This window comes from Parasediminibacterium paludis (assembly GCF_042651445.1).
Taxonomy (GTDB): domain Bacteria; phylum Bacteroidota; class Bacteroidia; order Chitinophagales; family Chitinophagaceae; genus Parasediminibacterium; species Parasediminibacterium paludis.
Window position 1 is genome coordinate 1 of sequence record NZ_JBHSDC010000015.1, and the last position, 16925, is coordinate 16925.

The 16925-nt window shown below is 36.5% G+C and carries 17 protein-coding genes; 8 read left to right on the plus strand and 9 right to left on the minus strand.

All coding sequences use genetic code 11. The annotated features are described in order from the left end of the window. Positions 1 to 104: 104 nt before the first annotated feature. The 7 genes from ACFOW1_RS08685 to ACFOW1_RS08715 all read right to left on the minus strand — a co-directional run bounded on the left by ACFOW1_RS08685 (position 105) and on the right by ACFOW1_RS08715 (position 5141). Complete coding sequence (locus ACFOW1_RS08685; RefSeq protein ID WP_379013633.1) at positions 105 to 488, minus strand: putative quinol monooxygenase; 384 nt, start codon at positions 486 to 488, stop codon at positions 105 to 107. 48 nt (positions 489 to 536) lie between these two features. Further along, the gene (locus ACFOW1_RS08690) at positions 537 to 1076 is read right to left on the minus strand and encodes a hypothetical protein (RefSeq protein ID WP_379013634.1); all 540 of its coding nucleotides are present in this window, start codon (positions 1074 to 1076) and stop codon (positions 537 to 539) included. 127 nt (positions 1077 to 1203) lie between these two features. Beyond that, positions 1204 to 1614, minus strand: coding sequence for a DUF6572 domain-containing protein (locus ACFOW1_RS08695; RefSeq protein ID WP_379013635.1), 411 nt, complete (start codon positions 1612 to 1614; stop codon positions 1204 to 1206). A gap of 81 nt (positions 1615 to 1695) precedes the next feature. Next, complete coding sequence (locus tag ACFOW1_RS08700; RefSeq protein WP_379013636.1) at positions 1696 to 2121, minus strand: hypothetical protein; 426 nt, start codon at positions 2119 to 2121, stop codon at positions 1696 to 1698. 69 nt (positions 2122 to 2190) lie between these two features. Further along, positions 2191 to 2715 (minus strand): hypothetical protein, encoded by a 525-nt coding sequence (locus ACFOW1_RS08705; protein ID WP_379013638.1) that lies wholly within the window; start codon positions 2713 to 2715, stop codon positions 2191 to 2193. 144 nt (positions 2716 to 2859) lie between these two features. Next, entirely contained in the window at positions 2860 to 3798 is a 939-nt protein-coding gene (locus tag ACFOW1_RS08710; RefSeq protein WP_379013639.1) for a carboxypeptidase-like regulatory domain-containing protein, read from the minus strand. Between the two features lie 404 nt (positions 3799 to 4202). Next, complete coding sequence (locus ACFOW1_RS08715) at positions 4203 to 5141, minus strand: phosphodiester glycosidase family protein (RefSeq protein ID WP_379013640.1); 939 nt, start codon at positions 5139 to 5141, stop codon at positions 4203 to 4205. 270 nt (positions 5142 to 5411) lie between these two features. On the opposite strand from ACFOW1_RS08715, the gene ACFOW1_RS08720 reads away from it, so the two are divergent. The 6 genes from ACFOW1_RS08720 (at position 5412) to dnaG (ending at position 12775) form a co-directional block, all read left to right on the plus strand. After that, a complete protein-coding gene (locus ACFOW1_RS08720) occupies positions 5412 to 7067 on the plus strand; it encodes a glutamine--tRNA ligase/YqeY domain fusion protein (RefSeq protein WP_379013641.1) in 1656 nt (551 codons plus the stop codon). 99 nt (positions 7068 to 7166) lie between these two features. Beyond that, positions 7167 to 7445, plus strand: coding sequence for a hypothetical protein (locus ACFOW1_RS08725; RefSeq protein WP_379013642.1), 279 nt, complete (start codon positions 7167 to 7169; stop codon positions 7443 to 7445). 65 nt (positions 7446 to 7510) lie between these two features. Further along, complete coding sequence (gene tilS / locus ACFOW1_RS08730) at positions 7511 to 8869, plus strand: tRNA lysidine(34) synthetase TilS (RefSeq protein WP_379013644.1); 1359 nt, start codon at positions 7511 to 7513, stop codon at positions 8867 to 8869. 126 nt (positions 8870 to 8995) lie between these two features. After that, positions 8996 to 9991, plus strand: coding sequence for a tryptophan--tRNA ligase (gene trpS, locus ACFOW1_RS08735; protein WP_379013645.1), 996 nt, complete (start codon positions 8996 to 8998; stop codon positions 9989 to 9991). A gap of 128 nt (positions 9992 to 10119) precedes the next feature. Then, a complete protein-coding gene (locus tag ACFOW1_RS08740; protein ID WP_379013646.1) occupies positions 10120 to 10755 on the plus strand; it encodes a deoxynucleoside kinase in 636 nt (211 codons plus the stop codon). 85 nt (positions 10756 to 10840) lie between these two features. Then, on the plus strand, positions 10841 to 12775 hold the full coding sequence (dnaG, locus tag ACFOW1_RS08745) for a DNA primase (RefSeq protein WP_379013647.1): 1935 nt from the start codon (positions 10841 to 10843) through the stop codon (positions 12773 to 12775). 354 nt (positions 12776 to 13129) lie between these two features. Here dnaG and ACFOW1_RS08750 read toward each other — a convergent pair whose 3' ends face one another. Both ACFOW1_RS08750 and ACFOW1_RS08755 read right to left on the minus strand, forming a co-directional pair. Beyond that, positions 13130 to 13690: a group 1 truncated hemoglobin gene (locus tag ACFOW1_RS08750; protein ID WP_379013648.1), complete on the minus strand. Its 561-nt coding sequence runs from the start codon at positions 13688 to 13690 to the stop codon at positions 13130 to 13132. Between the two features lie 115 nt (positions 13691 to 13805). Beyond that, positions 13806 to 14237 (minus strand): hypothetical protein, encoded by a 432-nt coding sequence (locus ACFOW1_RS08755; protein ID WP_379013649.1) that lies wholly within the window; start codon positions 14235 to 14237, stop codon positions 13806 to 13808. Positions 14238 to 14559: 322 nt separating this feature from the next. Between ACFOW1_RS08755 and ACFOW1_RS08760 the strand changes: the two genes are divergently transcribed. Next, a complete protein-coding gene (locus ACFOW1_RS08760) occupies positions 14560 to 14844 on the plus strand; it encodes a co-chaperone GroES (protein WP_379013650.1) in 285 nt (94 codons plus the stop codon). Between the two features lie 112 nt (positions 14845 to 14956). Beyond that, entirely contained in the window at positions 14957 to 16597 is a 1641-nt protein-coding gene (gene groL, locus ACFOW1_RS08765) for a chaperonin GroEL (protein ID WP_379013652.1), read from the plus strand. The last annotated feature ends 328 nt before the right edge of the window (positions 16598 to 16925 follow it).

Here is a 16925-nt window from a genome sequence, read left to right on the forward strand (position 1 = left end):
ATCCTATAAAAACTGAAAACGGAGAATTTTATACTTTTGAATGTAGCGGATTTTAGGGGAGCTTACAAGTACTTATTGGGGTTTACGCTGCGCTCAACTATGGCTTATTGTGGCTTTACGGCGGCACCTATTAATGATACATCTACTAATTCTAGTGATAGCACCATGTTTTTAACAGCTTCTTTATAAGCTTTAAAATGTGGTGTGGTAATGTGGTGTTGATAGGCTGTGGTATCGGCATATATTTCTAGTATGGTAATGCTGCTTGGGTCTTTTTTATCGGCTACTGCATAGTAGGTAAGCACTCCTGCTTCTTTGGTAATAGCCGTTTGCATTTGCAGTTTCAAGGCAGCATTATAGGCGGCTAATTGTGCCGTATCTACTTTTATTTTAGCAAGCCTTACCATTTGTTGTGATTGTTGTGCCATAGCGGTTTGCTGCCACAAGCAGATGGTTATAAGTAGTATGGTAAAACGAAGAGGTTTCATTGGGCTTTTTGTTTGGGTTGATAAATATATTACCGCTTTGGTACGGCTTTAACTTGTAATACCAGTAATTGCTTTGTACTTTCTCAACACTGGCAATAGCCCCATTAAGAAAAGAGGAATACCAATAATTAAAAAAATAATAGGCAGGGTATAAAACAAAAAGACCGGAAAAGAATAAGGTTCTAAATTTTTAATGATGGTTTCACCTTTATACAACCTGATATTTAGGGTATCGCCTACTTTAAATGTAGGCTTATCAGGGTCTATCAATGTTTTGAATTTGTCTGTTTTTACTTGCCCATCATTATACGTGTAAGTAATTATTTGAGGATGATACGCTTCATTAATCGTCACATTGTATTGCGTTTGCAATTCAGTTACTGTTGCTTTTAAATCTTTACCCTTAGCAGCAATAGCAGTATGGTCGTACTTTTCGCAAGTATCTTTTATTGATTCTAAAAAATACCTAACAGGTATTAATGTAACAACAGGAATTATTATAAATACAAAACCAATTAATGGAAATGGAAACTTTGTTTTAAAAACTTCCAACAACAATTTCAATAAACCTAGTCTATTTTCTGTCATTTTATAAATTGGTTAACGGTTGATAATAGCAAGCTTTATTTTACCATGGTACGTGTCTTCAAGTACCATTAAGCTTGGTTTATTTGTGTTTCGTGAGGAAGCGAACAACGGCTAAGTCCTTTTTACTTTAGAATTTAAGAACAGTGAAATCTAATTGATAGCCCGCTGCATTTAAATCTTTTTTTGTTCTTTCTAGAAAGATACTGCCTTTTTCATTAGGCTCAAATTTCGCTTTGATATCAATAACGATATTTCTATTTTTAGCATCGGGATATTCTTCGTACAAGCTTCCATTCTCAATCCCTTCTAAATAAGCATTAATCTTATTTTGCAATATTAAGAGATGTTCATTTTGCTCATCCCATTCTAAATGGTCAGCAATAACAAGCATGGCTTCACCAGTTGTCACATTTATTGCAACAAAGTCTATAACTGATAAATCGTCTACAGGCATTTTTTTAAAAATTTTAATTAAAAATGAAGTATTCTCTTTGGATTTTTCAAAGGTCATTTCCTTTGCCTTGGTATATATCTTCATGTACCATTAAGCTTGGTTTAATTTTGTTTCTTGAGCAAACGAGCCACGGCTAAGGTATTGGTCAGATACTAACGTAAGTGATTAAAATTCTTTGTACCTATTATCAATTGCATAGAAGCTTTGACAAAAAGAATTATAGTTATCATTCATTAACAAAGCCTCTTTTAATTTATTATAATATCTTTTTCTTTTAAAGTAAACTTTTATAAAAGAGTAAGTGGAGATAATGACTTTCAAAAAACTGAGTAACCCAGCAAGAACTAAAACGAAACCAATCCATTGCATTACAGAATTCGAAGAAGGTTTCAAATTATCAAAGTACAAATAAACTAAGCCAAATATTATTAATGAATACTCCCACCAAAATTCTTTTAAGTAGCTAAACCTTGCATCAAAAATTTGCGGGTTTTGTTTGGCAATTTGATTCCAGTAATGATATTTATCTTCTAAGATTGCATCAGGTGGATTGAAACTATATTTCGTCCATTCAATTGTTAGTCGTGGCATAATTTAAGAATTTATAAACTTTTCATACATTTTTTTGACTTGATGGATAGGCGACTGTGTAATTTAAAATTAGAAAGTGGGCTTGGGTAAACCCATGATTTTAGAAATTAAAATCAATGTTGATTGCATTGTGTTTCGAAAAGATTCTAATTCAGTCCATAAGTCTGCAACCTTATAAATAGTTGATTTAACTTTAAAATTCTTTTTTAAATCATGAAAAGTTAACTCAGTTCTGTCTTTTGTACTAAACATATCATCAATTTTTTGATGCGCAAATTTGTTTCGAATTTTTCTAACTAAATCTATTATGTCTAGGGACTTCTCATATTTAATATATTCCTTAGGATAATACTTCAACAAGCCATTTCGACATACTTCGATTCTCTCAAACATGGACATTTCGCATAATTCTTTCCCTTTCCCATCATTTTTAAAATAGAATGTCTTGATTTCTTCTGGATTTTGCTTGAAACATTCTTTAATTAAAATTATTAAAATCCAATCGAAGTCGGTAGCTATTGACAAATAATTACCTCGAAGTTTTATTTCTTCTAGCGCTAGCCAAGCTTTATAAGGAAGATTTTCTGAATTCAAGTTAAGAAATTTTGTTTGAATCAAATCTAACTCTCGCATTTTAATTATACAAATTATCGCAATACATCCTTTTCCACATTTGCGTAAAAAAGCCACCACTAGCTTTCCCCACTAGCGGCGGCTTTCACTTTTTATCACTTCCTCCTAGCCCACTAATTCAAAATCTTTTTCTAGCAACTCACCATGTTCAATGCTAATGTTTTGGGTAAACCTTTGGTAGTTTTTGGCAGTAATGGCTACCAAATAGGGGCCTGCGGTTACGCCACCTATGTGGTATAGGCCGTCGGCTTTGGTACGGTGGGTGCGGCGGCGGCCTGCGCCTAGTGGTAGCAGTTCTACCAAGGCGCTTGCTATTGGTTTGCCCTTGCTTTGTACCTTACCTTTTAGGCCATTTAGCTGTAGCGTTTTGCGTACTTTTTGCTTGAGGCTTGTCATGGTATAGTCAGGCAGTTTTATAGGGTCGGTAGATTTAAATACACGCTTGGCTTTGTCGCAGATATCTTGTAGGCTAGCCCAGAAATCGTTAATGGCAATGTGGTTATTGTCTATCAAGCTTTGCTTCTCTCTTTCTAGCAATGCTCTTGCGGCTTTGGTGTTGACAATGGCATCTTGTATATTTTGCAGAGCGGTAATATCGGCAGTTGTTAACCCTTCAGCAGTAAGAGCAGCTTTGTTATCGTTCATTACTTGCAACAAGGTTTTCAATTTATCGGCTATGCCTTCTATGTCGCCATTGTTTTTAGCTTTTCTTATGGCCGAAACACCAAAATAACTAGGCGCTACACTTAGCCCTTTGGCAATACGTATATAACCTTCTACAATGTCTAGCAAGCCAAGCAAGGGATTAAGGGCAGTATATATATCATGGGTTTGTTTGGCTATTTTACCAGTTATTAACTGTGGGTTGATGAGTTGGTTGATGACCGCATAGTCTGTTTTTAACTTAGTCAGTAGCACCGCATCATACTTGGTGTATTTAGCGGTGATGGTGGCAAGGTCTCGCTCAAAAGCGTCGATAACATACTTGCCAATAGGGGTCACTTCTTCAATTTTCACTGTAATAATCAGTGGTGTTGTTGCCATAATAGTAAATTTTTTACTAAGATAACCACTCATTTACATTAAAATTAACCATATTGTATCTTTTTATCCACACATTATTAACTACCTATCTATGGGCTATTTTTTAGCCATTTATCTAGGCATACTTGTTTGCATATTTGCATTAGCGTGACAAGTTGGCGGCATTACAAGTCCCCATGTCACCATTTTTGGAAGCCTACCCGAGCCTTTAGGAGCGGTATCTGCATGTTTAGAAAGTGTACATGATTGTTGTGGCGCTTTATCCTTGCCTTTTGGGAGTAAACCTTAGGTTATTGGGAGCTATTTGGAATGTTCAGAAGGCTTACCCCAGTTTTTTGGATGCTTACCCGAGTATTTCAAGGTTAATACTTAATATGTTCGTAGGCGATTGTTAGATGTATAAGCTATTTTACCTTAATCATAAACACCGCAGGTACAGGTCTTTGCCCTTCTTTGTCGCTTACTTGTATAGTTGGCTTGCCATTTACCAATAGGCAGCTACTACCGCCCCCGTCAAGGTTTAGTGCTTCGGTACAGCCAAGGTCTTTTAGCAGTTGGGCTTCTTGGGTAAGGTTTACCCCTTCCGCTATATTGGGGAATCTGCCCTGCACACACATTACTATCAGCTCACCATCCTTAGTATAGCCCATACAAGTACGTGGATGCTTATCAGTAAGTCCAGCTTTACCCGCAAATTTTAGTTCTTCGTTATTACTAATGGCTATACGCCCCCGTTGCAGCAATACGGGGCCACCACCTACGGCTGTTTGCATATGCCATTTGGCTAACCCTACGGTTTGATACACAAAAGTGGCAGATGAATCTTTAATTGGGTTCAGTGGTATTTGCGAAGCATAAGGTAAAGGCTTTGTGCTATCAGTATAGAGCCATGCCACATCGGCTTTGCGCTTTTTGGTAATGCCAATAGCACTTGCAAAGGCGTGGCGGTAGGTAAATGTATCCTTACCATGGCCAGCAATAGCGGCATTATTATATGCCAAAAGCTTACCATCGTTCATCACAAGGTTTAAATTGCTATTATTTACAAATTCGAAGAAGGTACAGTTTACCACAAGCAAAGGCTTGCCTTCATTGAGGTAATATTGGCTAGGTGTAAAGCGCTTGCCATAGCCTATTTGTGCAGCAAAATCAAGAGATTTATCTTTCAGTTCAGCCGATACATAGTAGGCAATATTGGGCTTGCCATCAATGCTATCGTTGGTATAATACACATGCACCGATGGCGGCAAAGGCGCAAAAGCGCTGTCTACATTGTGCCAATGTACTTGTGCTTGGCTTGTAGTGGCAATAATTATCAAAGCAAAAGCAATGAATTTGTACATGGTGTTGTCTTATAAGGTAGCAAGCTAGTTACTATTGGTATTAGTTGTGTATTGGGCTCGCAGAAATACGTGAGTGGCTCGCAGAAATAACAGAAGTCGCAGAAAGGTTTTGGCTTAAAATAATGATTAAAGCAACGATACAGCATTTTTTATTCTGCGCTTTCAGCGAATGCTGCGAGCAACGCAACAAGAAAATGCATCAATCATTCAGTATCACACCATCAGCTTACAACAGATACCTTATATTTGTAAGCCCAACAACCACAAGATATGAGCGAAGAAAGAAGTTTGAATTTTATAGAAGAAATTGTTGAAGCGGATTTAGCAAGCGGCAAACACAAAAGCATTCTTACCCGATTTCCACCCGAACCCAATGGTTATTTACACATGGGGCATGCCAAAAGCATTTGTTTAAACTTTGGCTTAGCCAAAAAATACGGCGGTCAAACCAACCTACGTTTTGATGACACCAACCCTGTAACCGAAGACACCGAATATGTAGACAGTATAAAGGAAGACGTACAATGGCTTGGGTTTAATTGGGCCAACGAACTATACGCATCAGACTATTTTGAGCAATTATATGGCTTTGCAGTAGACCTTATTAAGAAGGGCTTGGCTTACGTAGATGATAGCACCAGCGAAGAGATTGCAGCCCAAAAAGGCACACCTACCCAACCTGGCGTAGCCAGTGTGTACCGCAGCAGAAGCATAGAAGAGAACCTAGAATTGTTTGCTGATATGCGTGCAGGCAAGTACAAAGACGGCGAGAAAGTGTTGCGAGCCAAGATAGATATGGCTAGTACCAATATGCTACTGCGTGACCCTATTATTTACCGCATTAAACATGCCCACCACCACCGCACAGGTGATGCTTGGTGCATATACCCAATGTACGACTTTGCCCATGGCCAAAGTGATAGCATAGAAAATATTACCCACTCCATTTGTACCCTAGAGTTTATACCACATAGACCGATGTACGATTGGTGTATAGAAAACTTAGGTATTTTTCCGTCTAAGCAATACGAATTTGCACGCTTGAACATGACTTACACCGTCATGAGTAAGCGTAAGTTGTTGCAACTAGTAAATGAAGGGCATGTAACGGCTTGGGACGACCCACGTATGCCTACCATTAGCGCTATGAGACGTAGAGGTTTTACGCCAGAAAGCATAAGAGAGTTTTGCGACAAAATAGGTGTAGCCAAAAGAGAGAATTTAATTGACTTTGGCTTGCTAGAATTTTGTGTACGTGAGCATTTAAACAAAATAGCACAGCGTAGAATGGTAGTGTTTGATCCATTAAAGGTTACCATTTCTAACTACCTTAATGAATCGGAAACATTAAGTAGCGAAAACAATCCAGAAGATGAGAATGGTGGTAATAGAGCCGTACCATTTACCAGAGAAATTTATATTGAGCGTGAAGACTTTATGGAAGTAGCGCCAAAAAAATATTTCCGCCTAGCACCGGGGCAAATGGTACGTTTAAAAAGTGCTTACATTATTAAATGTGACGATTTTGTAAAAGATGCAGAAGGCAATATAACCGAAGTTAGATGCAGCTATATACCAGAAAGCAAAAGCGGTAACGATACAAGCGGCATCAACGTAAAAGGTACGCTGCATTGGGTAAGTGCAGCACATGCTATACCTGTAGAAATACGCTTATACGACCGTTTGTTTACCGAAGAAAACGTTGGCAATGCCGAAGGTGATTTTAAAGATTATATCAATCCAAATTCGCTGCAAGTAATCGCTAAAGCTTACGCAGAACCAGCACTAGCCGAAGCCACCTTAGCAGACCGTTTTCAGTTTTTACGCAAAGGCTATTTCTGTTTAGATAAAGATAGCACTGCCAACAAACTTGTATTTAATAGAACGGTTACGCTAAAAGACACATGGGCAAAAGTGAACCGCTGATTTGTTTGCTAAGAATGATTGACTAGGATATTGGTTTAATCATAGCAACTTTATGGTTTTGATTTTTATTGATATATTTGGTGTAACAAATTTTTGAAGATGGCCTTAGTTATTTCTGAAATAAAATTATACGAACTATTAAAAGCTAAAATTGGCGAGAAAGAAGCCGAGGCTTTTATTGAGATTCTTGAACAAAAAGTTGAAAACAAATTACAAGAAAAAACAAATGTATTTGCTATAAAAGAAGATTTAGCAAAGATTGAAGGTAAATTATTATCAACAATTGGTGAAGCAAAGGTTGATATTATAAAATGGTTAATAGCAACAGCCATTACGATTGTCGCTGTAATTATTTCATTTGCAAGATTAAGCCATTAATAATCAAATCATATTTTTGTAACCCGTCTGAAAATTGAAAACAGACGGGTTTTTATTTTATAACCATGCTACTAGAGAAATTTAAAAAATACATTGATGATAACTTTCATCTATTGCCTACGCAGCATCATGTGTTGCTTGCCGTAAGTGGTGGTATAGATAGTGTGGTAATGGTAGATTTGTTTGAAAAAGCGGGTTTTAACTTCACTATTGCGCATTGCAATTTTCAACTACGTGGCGCGGAAAGCGATAGAGACGAAATATTTGTAAGACAACTTGGTGTTACCTACAATAAAGAAGTATTAGTAAAGCAATTTGATACAGCCACTTATGCAGCCAATAACAAACTATCCATTCAAGTAGCCGCAAGAGAACTACGATATGGGTGGTTTAAAGAGCTAGTTACAAGTTACAGGTTACAAGTTACTAGTAACCAGCAACCTGTGACCAGTAACTTCGTTGCCACCGCCCACCATGCAGATGATAATATAGAAACCTTGTTAATGCACTTTTTTAGAGGTTGTGGCATTAGTGGTTTGCATGGTATTTTACCAAAGCAAGGGCATATCATCAGGCCCTTACTATTTGCCAAAAGAGCAGAGCTAGTAGCCCATGCAAGCGAACAAGGTTTAACTTGGGTAGAAGATAGTAGTAATGCCACCGATAAATATTCACGTAATTATATTAGGCACCAAATAATGCCTTTAATGCAAACCATTTACCCAAAAGTAGCAGACAATTTACTAGGTAATATTGAGCGCTTTAAAGAAGTAGAAATGGTGTACATTCAATCTATCAATAACACAAAAAGCAAGTTGCTCGAAATAAAAGGCAATGAAATACATATACCTATTTTAAAGCTGAAAAAGCAACAACCACTGCGCAGTATTGTATATGAAATAGTAAAAGACTTTGGCTTTGAAGCCACACAAGTAGAGGAAGTAATAAAACTATTAGATGCTAGTAACGGTAGCTATATGGCTTCGGCAACACATCGCCTAATTATTAATAGAAACTGGCTGATTATTGCCCCAAAGCAAGCCGAAGAAGCCACGAACGTATTGATTGAAGTGGGTACTAAAGAAGTGGTATTTAGTGCAGGTAAGTTAGTATTCAATCAGTCCACAGTCGACGGTCAACAGTCCGCAGATAAAGCTATTGCCACCATAGATGCAGATGCAATTACCTATCCACTATTGCTGCGCCCCTACAAAACAGGTGATTACTTCTACCCTTTGGGCATGACAAAAAAGAAAAAGCTCAGTAAATTTTTTATTGACCTCAAATTATCTAAAACTGATAAGGAGCATATTTGGGTAATTGAGAGCGATAAACGCATCGTTTGGGTAATTGGCCATAGAATTGATAATCGTTTTAAGCTAAAACCGAGTACAAAACATCTGCTGACGATCAGTTTGGTATAATTAGCTAACCGCATAGTTATTCTTGTTACAAAATATTATAAATTAATACAGCAAATAAGGCTTTTAATTACGAATTAAGCAACACAAATTCTTAATTCTTTGCTCGTTCCCTATCTTCGCCACCTTATGAACAAAGAGGTAGTTTTAAGCGGTATTCGCCCTACAGGTTTCTTACACTTGGGCAATTATTTTGGTGCGATGCGTAATTATGTACGCATGCAAGATGAATATAATTGTTATTTTTTTGTGGCCAATTGGCATAGCCTTACCACACATCCTGATACCAAAGAATTACAGTCTGCCGTACATCGTGTAATTGCAGAAAATGTTGCTTGCGGTTTAGATCCCAACAAGGTATCATTATATGTTCAAAGCGATGTGCCAGAAATTGCAGAATTGTATTTGTATCTAAATATGCTAGCCTACAAAGGCGAGCTAGAAAAGACTGTTACGTTTAAAGAAAAAGTACGCTTAAATCCTGAAAATGTAAACGCTGGTTTGTTAACCTATCCTGTATTACAAGCAGCCGATATATTAATTCATAGAGCGGTAAAAGTGCCTGTAGGCAAAGACCAAGAACAGCACTTAGAAATGGCTAGAAATTTTGCGCAGCGCTTTAATCATCGCTATGGCGATGTGTTGCCAGAACCTTATGCCTTTAACTATGGTGGCGAACTGATAAAGATATTAAGCTTGGATGGCAATGGTAAAATGAGCAAAAGCGAAAACCAGATGAATACCCTTTATTTAGCGGATACAGACGACATGCTGCGCAAAAAAATAATGAAGGCAAAAACGGCTGAAGCACCCGCAGAACCTAATAGCGTAAAACCTGATTTTATTGAAAATTTGTTTACATTAATGAGTTTGGTAAGTACCCCTGATACATTAGAGAAATTCAATACCGATTTTAATAATTGTGTGATTCGTTACGGAGATATGAAAAAGCAATTAGCTGAAGATATGATTGCGTTTGTAGCACCTATTAGAGAAAAAGCAGCTGATATTCAAAATGATAAAGCATTGCTAAGTAGTATTATAAAACAAGGCGCAGAAAAGGCAAGAGAAAGTGCTGCTGCTACTTTAAAAGAAGTGAGGCAAGCCATAGGTATGAACTATTAACGGCATCTGTATATAATTTTTTTTACAATCGTTTTTATTTGGAAAATATCATTGTTATTTGATACTTTCAATTTCTTTTAAAGCATTTTTAACCTTAAAATAATTTCCCCTTTGGGGGACGGAGGGGTATGGCAAAGTCTAAAAAACCAAAACACGTAGCAATTGCAGGTAATATAGGTGCGGGTAAAACTACCTTAACCGAAATGCTTAGCAAGCATTATAGATGGATACCTCAATTTGAAGATGTAGACCATAACCCTTATTTAATGGACTTTTATGACGATATGCCACGTTGGAGCTTTAATCTACAAATCTTCTTTTTAAATAGCCGTTTAAACCAATTGTTAGAAATTCAGCGTGGTACAGAAACGGTAATTCAGGATAGAACGATTTATGAAGATGCGAACATTTTTGCACCAAATCTTCATGATATGGGCTTAATGAGTAAGCGTGATTTTGAAAATTACTACCAATTTTTTCAAACCTTAAAATCGATGGTAGAGCCGCCAGATTTATTAATTTATTTGAAAGCTTCGGTACCTACCTTAGTAGCACAAATCCAAAAGCGCGGTCGTGAATATGAGGAAAATATCCGTTTAGACTATTTGAAAAAACTTAATGAATATTATAACAAATTTATTACAGATTATCACGAAGGGCCGATTTTAATCATTGATTGTGATAAAAATAAATTTGCCGAAAACGAAGAACATTTCGGTGAAATCATCAGCAAAGTAGACAGCCAATTGTTTGGCTTATTCTAAATAACAATTACATTTTTTTAATACTGCCCTACCCTAAAAAGTAGGGCTTATTTTTCTAACTTAGGACTTTGATTTACTACGAAATATGATTACGCCACAAACCATAGAGCAAATTAAAAATCGCCTTGACATTATTGATGTGGTGGGCGAATTTGTAAAGCTTAAAAAGCGTGGTAGCAATTATTTAGGCAATTGTCCTTTTCACAACGAGAAAACACCTTCTTTCACCGTTTCGCCCGCTAAAGAATTGTATAAATGCTTTGGCTGTGGCAAAAGTGGCAACACCATTACTTTTGTAATGGAACACGAAAAACTAACATATGTAGAGGCGTTGCGATGGCTAGCAGCACGCTACAATATTGAAATTGAAGAAACACAGGTTAGTGAAGCGCAGAAACTACAATTTGCCGTTGCAGATAGTTTGTACGTGATTAACAGCTTTGCTTCTAAGTTTTTTGATGAGCAATTGTTTAACACTGAAGATGGTCAGGCGATAGCCATGAGCTACTTAAAAGAGCGTGGCTTTAGAGAAGAAATTATTAAGAAGTTTCAAATTGGTTACAACCCTCAAAGTAGAGATACACTTGCAAAGGCCCTAATTGCCAATCAATTTAATAAAGAATTACTACCAAAAACGGGTTTAGTGACGGTACGTAACGAAACCGAATTGGTAGATAATTATCGAGGCAGAATTATTTTCCCCATTCATGGCAATACAGGCAAAATAATTGGCTTTGGTGCGAGGGTAATTGGCAAAGCCGAAAAAGCACCTAAATATATTAACACGCCTGAGAATGATATTTATGTCAAAAGCAAAATTCTCTACGGCTCTTATTTTGCAAGGGTTGCCATAGATAAAGCCGATGAATGTTTGTTGGTAGAAGGTTATACCGATGTGGTGAGCTTGCACCAAGCTGGGATTGAAAACGTAGTAGCTAGTGGTGGTACATCGCTTACCATTGACCAATTGCGATTGGTCAAAAAATACACTAACAACCTTACCATTATCTACGACGGCGATAGTGCTGGTGTAAAAGCGGCTTTACGTGGTTTAGATATGGCGCTCGAAGAAGGCTTGAATGTAAAGCTAGTATTGATTCCTGATAATGAAGACCCTGATAGTTATGTCAACAAAGTCGGTGCTAGTGGCTTTAAAGACTTTATTGCTACCAATAAAAAAGACTTCATACTCTTTCAGCTAGAGGTAATGCTGAAAGAAGTAGGTACTGATGTAAACAAGAAAAGCGATTTGGTAAATCAAATTGCAGATACCATTAGTAAGATAAACAAGGTAGAAGATTTCACAAAGCAACAAGATTACATTAAACAATGTTCTGCTATTTTAAAAATAGACGAGGGCGGCTTAACCACACTTGTAAACAAATACAAGCGAGACAAGGTAGCTAAAGAAGAAAAAAAGCAACAGCTATCATCGTTTGATGATATTAATGCGCAACTAGTAGAACAGCCAGAAGATGTTTTAAATGATAATTCTGCGCTACTCAATGTTGATGAAAAGCACGAACGTAATGTGTTGCGTATTTTACTAGAATATGGGTTAAATGCATTTGACGAGAACCAACGTGTAGCCGATTATGTGTTTAAAGAAATGGAAGGTTTTCATTTTGATAATCCGCAGCTTGAGATAATGCTAGAAATGTACCGCTTGCAATACAGAGACGGCTTAGAACCAAGTACCAAAACCTTCCTGTACAGTGAAGACGAAACCATTCGCAATTTAACCATTGCTATCACCATTTTTCCGTATGAGTTAAATGCAGGTTGGGATAATTTAATTGATGGGAAAAAAATTACTGGGCAAGACAACAGCCACCAAGATGTAATTATGAGTCTTAACTATTACAAACTACGTAAGATTAAGAAAATGTTTGACCAAAATCAATACGATATGGAACATGCTGATATTGACGGGCAAATGCAATTGATAAAAATTCACAAGCACTTAAAAGATATGGAGCAACAAATAACCAGGCAATTAGGTACGGTGATTTTAAGATAACTTTTTTACAACATGGGCACTTAGACACAAAAAGATTACCGCTTAGACACAGTTAATTGAATACTACCCTGAATTAGTTATCACATTAGCTTAATTAAGTCTAACACTAACTTAATTACATGTTGCAATAGCTTAACGAGCTATTACATAAACTTAATTTTCCATAAGTATAACTGAATGACAGCTTGCAATCGCTAAATTACATGTTACACTGACTTAATAACATCATACAGCAACATAATAGATTTTTATGTACGCGGAATGTATCTATACAATAGCGATATTTTTTAACATAAAAAATCCGCAAGAGCAAAAAATGCTATTGCGGATTTAAAATGATGTTTAGAAATAAAACTAGCGTTGTACTACTTGTGTTCTTAAAGATTCTAATAAAGCCCCAACTCTAGGAATAAGGTAGCTTGGTAAGCTATTTTTATTAGCACCTACTACTACATCCGAAATAAATGCATCCATAGCTGCATTGTCTGCTTTCATCTTTATTCTCGGATTTTGTGCGGGGTCGTGTGCTGCAACCATATTATCACCTGTGTAGGTATAATTTTTAGCACCTGTAGATACAGCTAATAAATCAGTTAAATTCTTACTTAATTCTACAAAACCAGTGGTGTTTCCTGCACCAACTTCGGTAAGTAAGGTTTGGAAATAACCATTGATTCTGCTGTCTGCTGCAATCACAAAAATAGTACTGTCAACTACTGAGCGAATGCCTAAACGACCCTTTTCAATCATCACACCTGTTGCTGCTTTTGGGTCTTGCACCATGGCAGTACCGCCAAGAGAATCGTACAATGATAAAGTGGTAGTTGCAGGTGTGCTATCTTTTTTACAAGATGTTACAAGCGAAACAACAACTACAAACGCTGTGAAAGCGATAAATAAACTTGCTTTTTTCATGTGTTAAATTTTAATTGTTTTTAAATGGTTACCTAGTGCAAGGGCATAACATTGGCATTACTGTTACAGCAAGTAGCAGCATCATGCGAAACCCATACAATAAATATTTTATTGTTTAATTAAGACGAGATTTGAGATAGTTATATAATTTGGCGCCAGTAGTTGCTACTATTATTGGACAGCCGCTATTTAGTTCTTCAACAGTAGGTATATGCCTTTGCGCTTGATAATGTAAAGTTTTGGTTAAGCTTGTTACTACATCGTTCGCATTAATTTGTGCTGGATAAAAGCCAAACACTGTAATGCTAGAGGTAGGATTACATAAAACATATTGCACCCCTTTTTGCTGGTACAACCATTGTGTAATACTTAATGAGTCTTTTGGGCTAATGGACTGCTTAAAATCTATCCTTGCAATGGCTAATTGAGTTTTGTCTAAAGGCTTGGGCCTAGTAACTATATAAATATGAACTGCTAAGGCAACTACTAATAAAAGGAATACAATACCACTTGTTTTGAGAAAAAGTTTAAAATATTTGTTTTGCATAAATAAATGTTTTAGAACAGTTAATATATTTTATTGACAGTTCTATGACATATACGACAAGTGATGATGCATGGTTTTTAAAAGGGTGAATATTTTTTACAAGAGATTCAAACAGCAATTTTTAATTCATAGCCATTAAAGCAGGTACATGCATTAGTTTGATGCACATTTTGTCAGTAACAATACATGTTGTTGAAAAGCTTTCTGCCACAAATAATGGCGATTTTAGGTAAAACTGAAAATTTGGCTTAATGCAACTAGGTGGCACAATAAATGATTAACATTAGAAAAATTAATTCATTAACGCTAAAAATTAATAATTATGGCTTCTAAAAAGCTTAACATCACCCCACTACACGATAGAGTGATAGTAAAAGCAGCTGCTGCTGAAGAAAAAACTGCAGGTGGAATTATTATCCCTGACACTGCGAAAGAGAAACCACAACGTGGTGTTGTTGTTGCCGCTGGTTCTGGTAAAAAAGACGAGCCAATGACTGTTAAAGTTGGCGATACTGTATTGTACGGTAAATACGCTGGTACTGAAATCGCTGTTGAAGGTCAAGATTTATTGATCATGAGAGAGAGCGATATTCTGGCTATCGTATAATAAAGTACCGAACGCTTAAGTGTGCGACGCAACGAAGTTTAATTACTAATCGAAAGCTGGTCAAACAAAAAAATTCCAAATCAAAAATTTCAAATCTTAAAAAAGAATAGAAATGGCAAAGCAAATTTTCTTCGACATCGAAGCAAGAAATAAGATGAAAAAAGGCGTGGACACTTTGGCCAACGCTGTAAAAGTAACTTTAGGCCCTAAAGGCAGAAACGTAGTTATTGAGAAAAAATTTGGTGCACCACAAGTAACTAAAGATGGTGTATCGGTAGCGAAAGAAATTGAATTAGAAGATCCAATTGAGAACATGGGTGCTCAAATGGTGAAAGAAGTAGCTAGCAAAACTGCTGATATTGCTGGTGATGGTACAACTACTGCTACTGTATTGGCACAATCTATCATTAGCGAAGGCTTGAAAATGGTAGCTGCTGGTGCAAACCCAATGGATTTAAAACGTGGTATTGACAAAGCAGTTTCTATTGTAGTAGAAAACTTAAAAGGTCAAAGCCAAGCGGTAGGTAACGACGCTAAAAAAATTCAACAAGTAGCTACTATCTCTGCTAACAATGATGAAACTATTGGTAAATTAATTGCTGAAGCGTTCATTAAAGTAGGTAAAGAAGGTGTAATTACTGTAGAAGAAGCAAAAGGTACTGATACAACTGTTGATATTGTAGAAGGTATGCAATTTGACAGAGGTTATATTTCTCCATACTTTGTAACCAACAGCGAAAAAATGCAAGTTGAGTTACAAAACCCTTACATTTTAATCTACGATAAGAAGATTTCTGCAATGAAAGATATTCTTCATATTTTAGAGAAAGTGGCACAAAGCGGTCGTCCGCTATTAATCATCGCTGAAGATTTAGAAGGTGAAGCATTGGCAACATTGGTAGTAAACAAATTACGTGGTACTATTAAAGTAGCGGCTGTAAAAGCACCTGGTTTCGGCGATAGAAGAAAAGAAATGTTGACTGATATTGCTATTTTAACTGCTGGTACTGTTGTAAGTGAAGAGCAAGGTTACAAACTAGAAAATGCTGATTTAACTTATTTAGGTCAAGCTTCTTCAGTAACTATTGATAAAGACAACACAACTGTAGTAGGTGGTAAAGGCACTAAAAAAGATATCACTGCTCGTGTAAATCAAATTAAAGCGCAAGTTGAAAACACAACTAGCGATTACGATAAAGAAAAATTACAAGAGCGTTTAGCTAAATTAGCAGGTGGTGTTGCAGTATTGTATGTAGGTGCTGCTACAGAGGTAGAAATGAAAGAAAAGAAAGACAGAGTAGATGATGCATTACATGCAACACGTGCTGCTGTTGAGGAAGGCATTGTACCAGGTGGTGGTGTTGCTTATATTCGTGCTATTGATGCTTTAGAACCAAAAGTAAAAGGTCAAGTAGCTGATGAGCAAACTGGTATGGCTATTGTTCGTAGAGCATTAGAAGCGCCTATTAGAACATTAACTGAAAACGCTGGTATCGATGGTTCTATTGTCGTACAAAAAATTAGAGAAGGTAAAGACGACTTTGGTTTTAATGCAAGAACGGAAGTTTACGAAAACTTGTTTAAAGCTGGTGTTATTGACCCAACTAAAGTAAGCCGTGTAGCTTTAGAAAATGCAGCATCAATTGCTGGTATGCTATTAACTACAGAATGTGTAATTGCAGATAAACCTGTAAAAGAAGCAGCTGGTCACAGCCATGGCGCACCTGATATGGGCGGTATGGGTGGTTACTAAGATAACGTTTAACGCTTCGCAGCGTTTACATAAAAAATCCCTGTTAGCTGAAAGGTTAATGGGGATTTTTAATACCACTATTCATTAACTCTAATAAATTTTTGCTATGACAACAAACATCAAGCATTTATACAGTTATCTAAAAAGATGGATAGTTAATCGTTCTAGAAAAAGAAACAAGCATTTTGATAATCCCTTTATCATATACTAAAAAAATATGGCTACCAAAATTAGAAGCCATATTTTTTATATAACTACTTTTATTACAACATTCAAATACCAATAACATTTGTCTATTTTAATAGTTTTTTCTTACATCCTTTACTCT

Coding starts and splice junctions, on each gene's coding strand:
- ACFOW1_RS08740 (WP_379013646.1), top strand. CDS start 10,120: ATGGCAAAGTCTAAAAAACCAAAACACGTAGCAATTGCAGGTAATATA.
- ACFOW1_RS08685 (WP_379013633.1), bottom strand. CDS start 488: ATGAAACCTCTTCGTTTTACCATACTACTTATAACCATCTGCTTGTGG.
- ACFOW1_RS08690 (WP_379013634.1), bottom strand. CDS start 1,076: ATGACAGAAAATAGACTAGGTTTATTGAAATTGTTGTTGGAAGTTTTT.
- ACFOW1_RS08725 (WP_379013642.1), top strand. CDS start 7,167: ATGGCCTTAGTTATTTCTGAAATAAAATTATACGAACTATTAAAAGCT.
- ACFOW1_RS08700 (WP_379013636.1), bottom strand. CDS start 2,121: ATGCCACGACTAACAATTGAATGGACGAAATATAGTTTCAATCCACCT.
- groL (WP_379013652.1), top strand. CDS start 14,957: ATGGCAAAGCAAATTTTCTTCGACATCGAAGCAAGAAATAAGATGAAA.
- ACFOW1_RS08760 (WP_379013650.1), top strand. CDS start 14,560: ATGGCTTCTAAAAAGCTTAACATCACCCCACTACACGATAGAGTGATA.
- ACFOW1_RS08715 (WP_379013640.1), bottom strand. CDS start 5,141: ATGTACAAATTCATTGCTTTTGCTTTGATAATTATTGCCACTACAAGC.
- ACFOW1_RS08695 (WP_379013635.1), bottom strand. CDS start 1,614: ATGAAGATATATACCAAGGCAAAGGAAATGACCTTTGAAAAATCCAAA.
- ACFOW1_RS08720 (WP_379013641.1), top strand. CDS start 5,412: ATGAGCGAAGAAAGAAGTTTGAATTTTATAGAAGAAATTGTTGAAGCG.
- tilS (WP_379013644.1), top strand. CDS start 7,511: ATGCTACTAGAGAAATTTAAAAAATACATTGATGATAACTTTCATCTA.
- ACFOW1_RS08710 (WP_379013639.1), bottom strand. CDS start 3,798: ATGGCAACAACACCACTGATTATTACAGTGAAAATTGAAGAAGTGACC.
- trpS (WP_379013645.1), top strand. CDS start 8,996: ATGAACAAAGAGGTAGTTTTAAGCGGTATTCGCCCTACAGGTTTCTTA.
- ACFOW1_RS08750 (WP_379013648.1), bottom strand. CDS start 13,690: ATGAAAAAAGCAAGTTTATTTATCGCTTTCACAGCGTTTGTAGTTGTT.
- dnaG (WP_379013647.1), top strand. CDS start 10,841: ATGATTACGCCACAAACCATAGAGCAAATTAAAAATCGCCTTGACATT.
- ACFOW1_RS08755 (WP_379013649.1), bottom strand. CDS start 14,237: ATGCAAAACAAATATTTTAAACTTTTTCTCAAAACAAGTGGTATTGTA.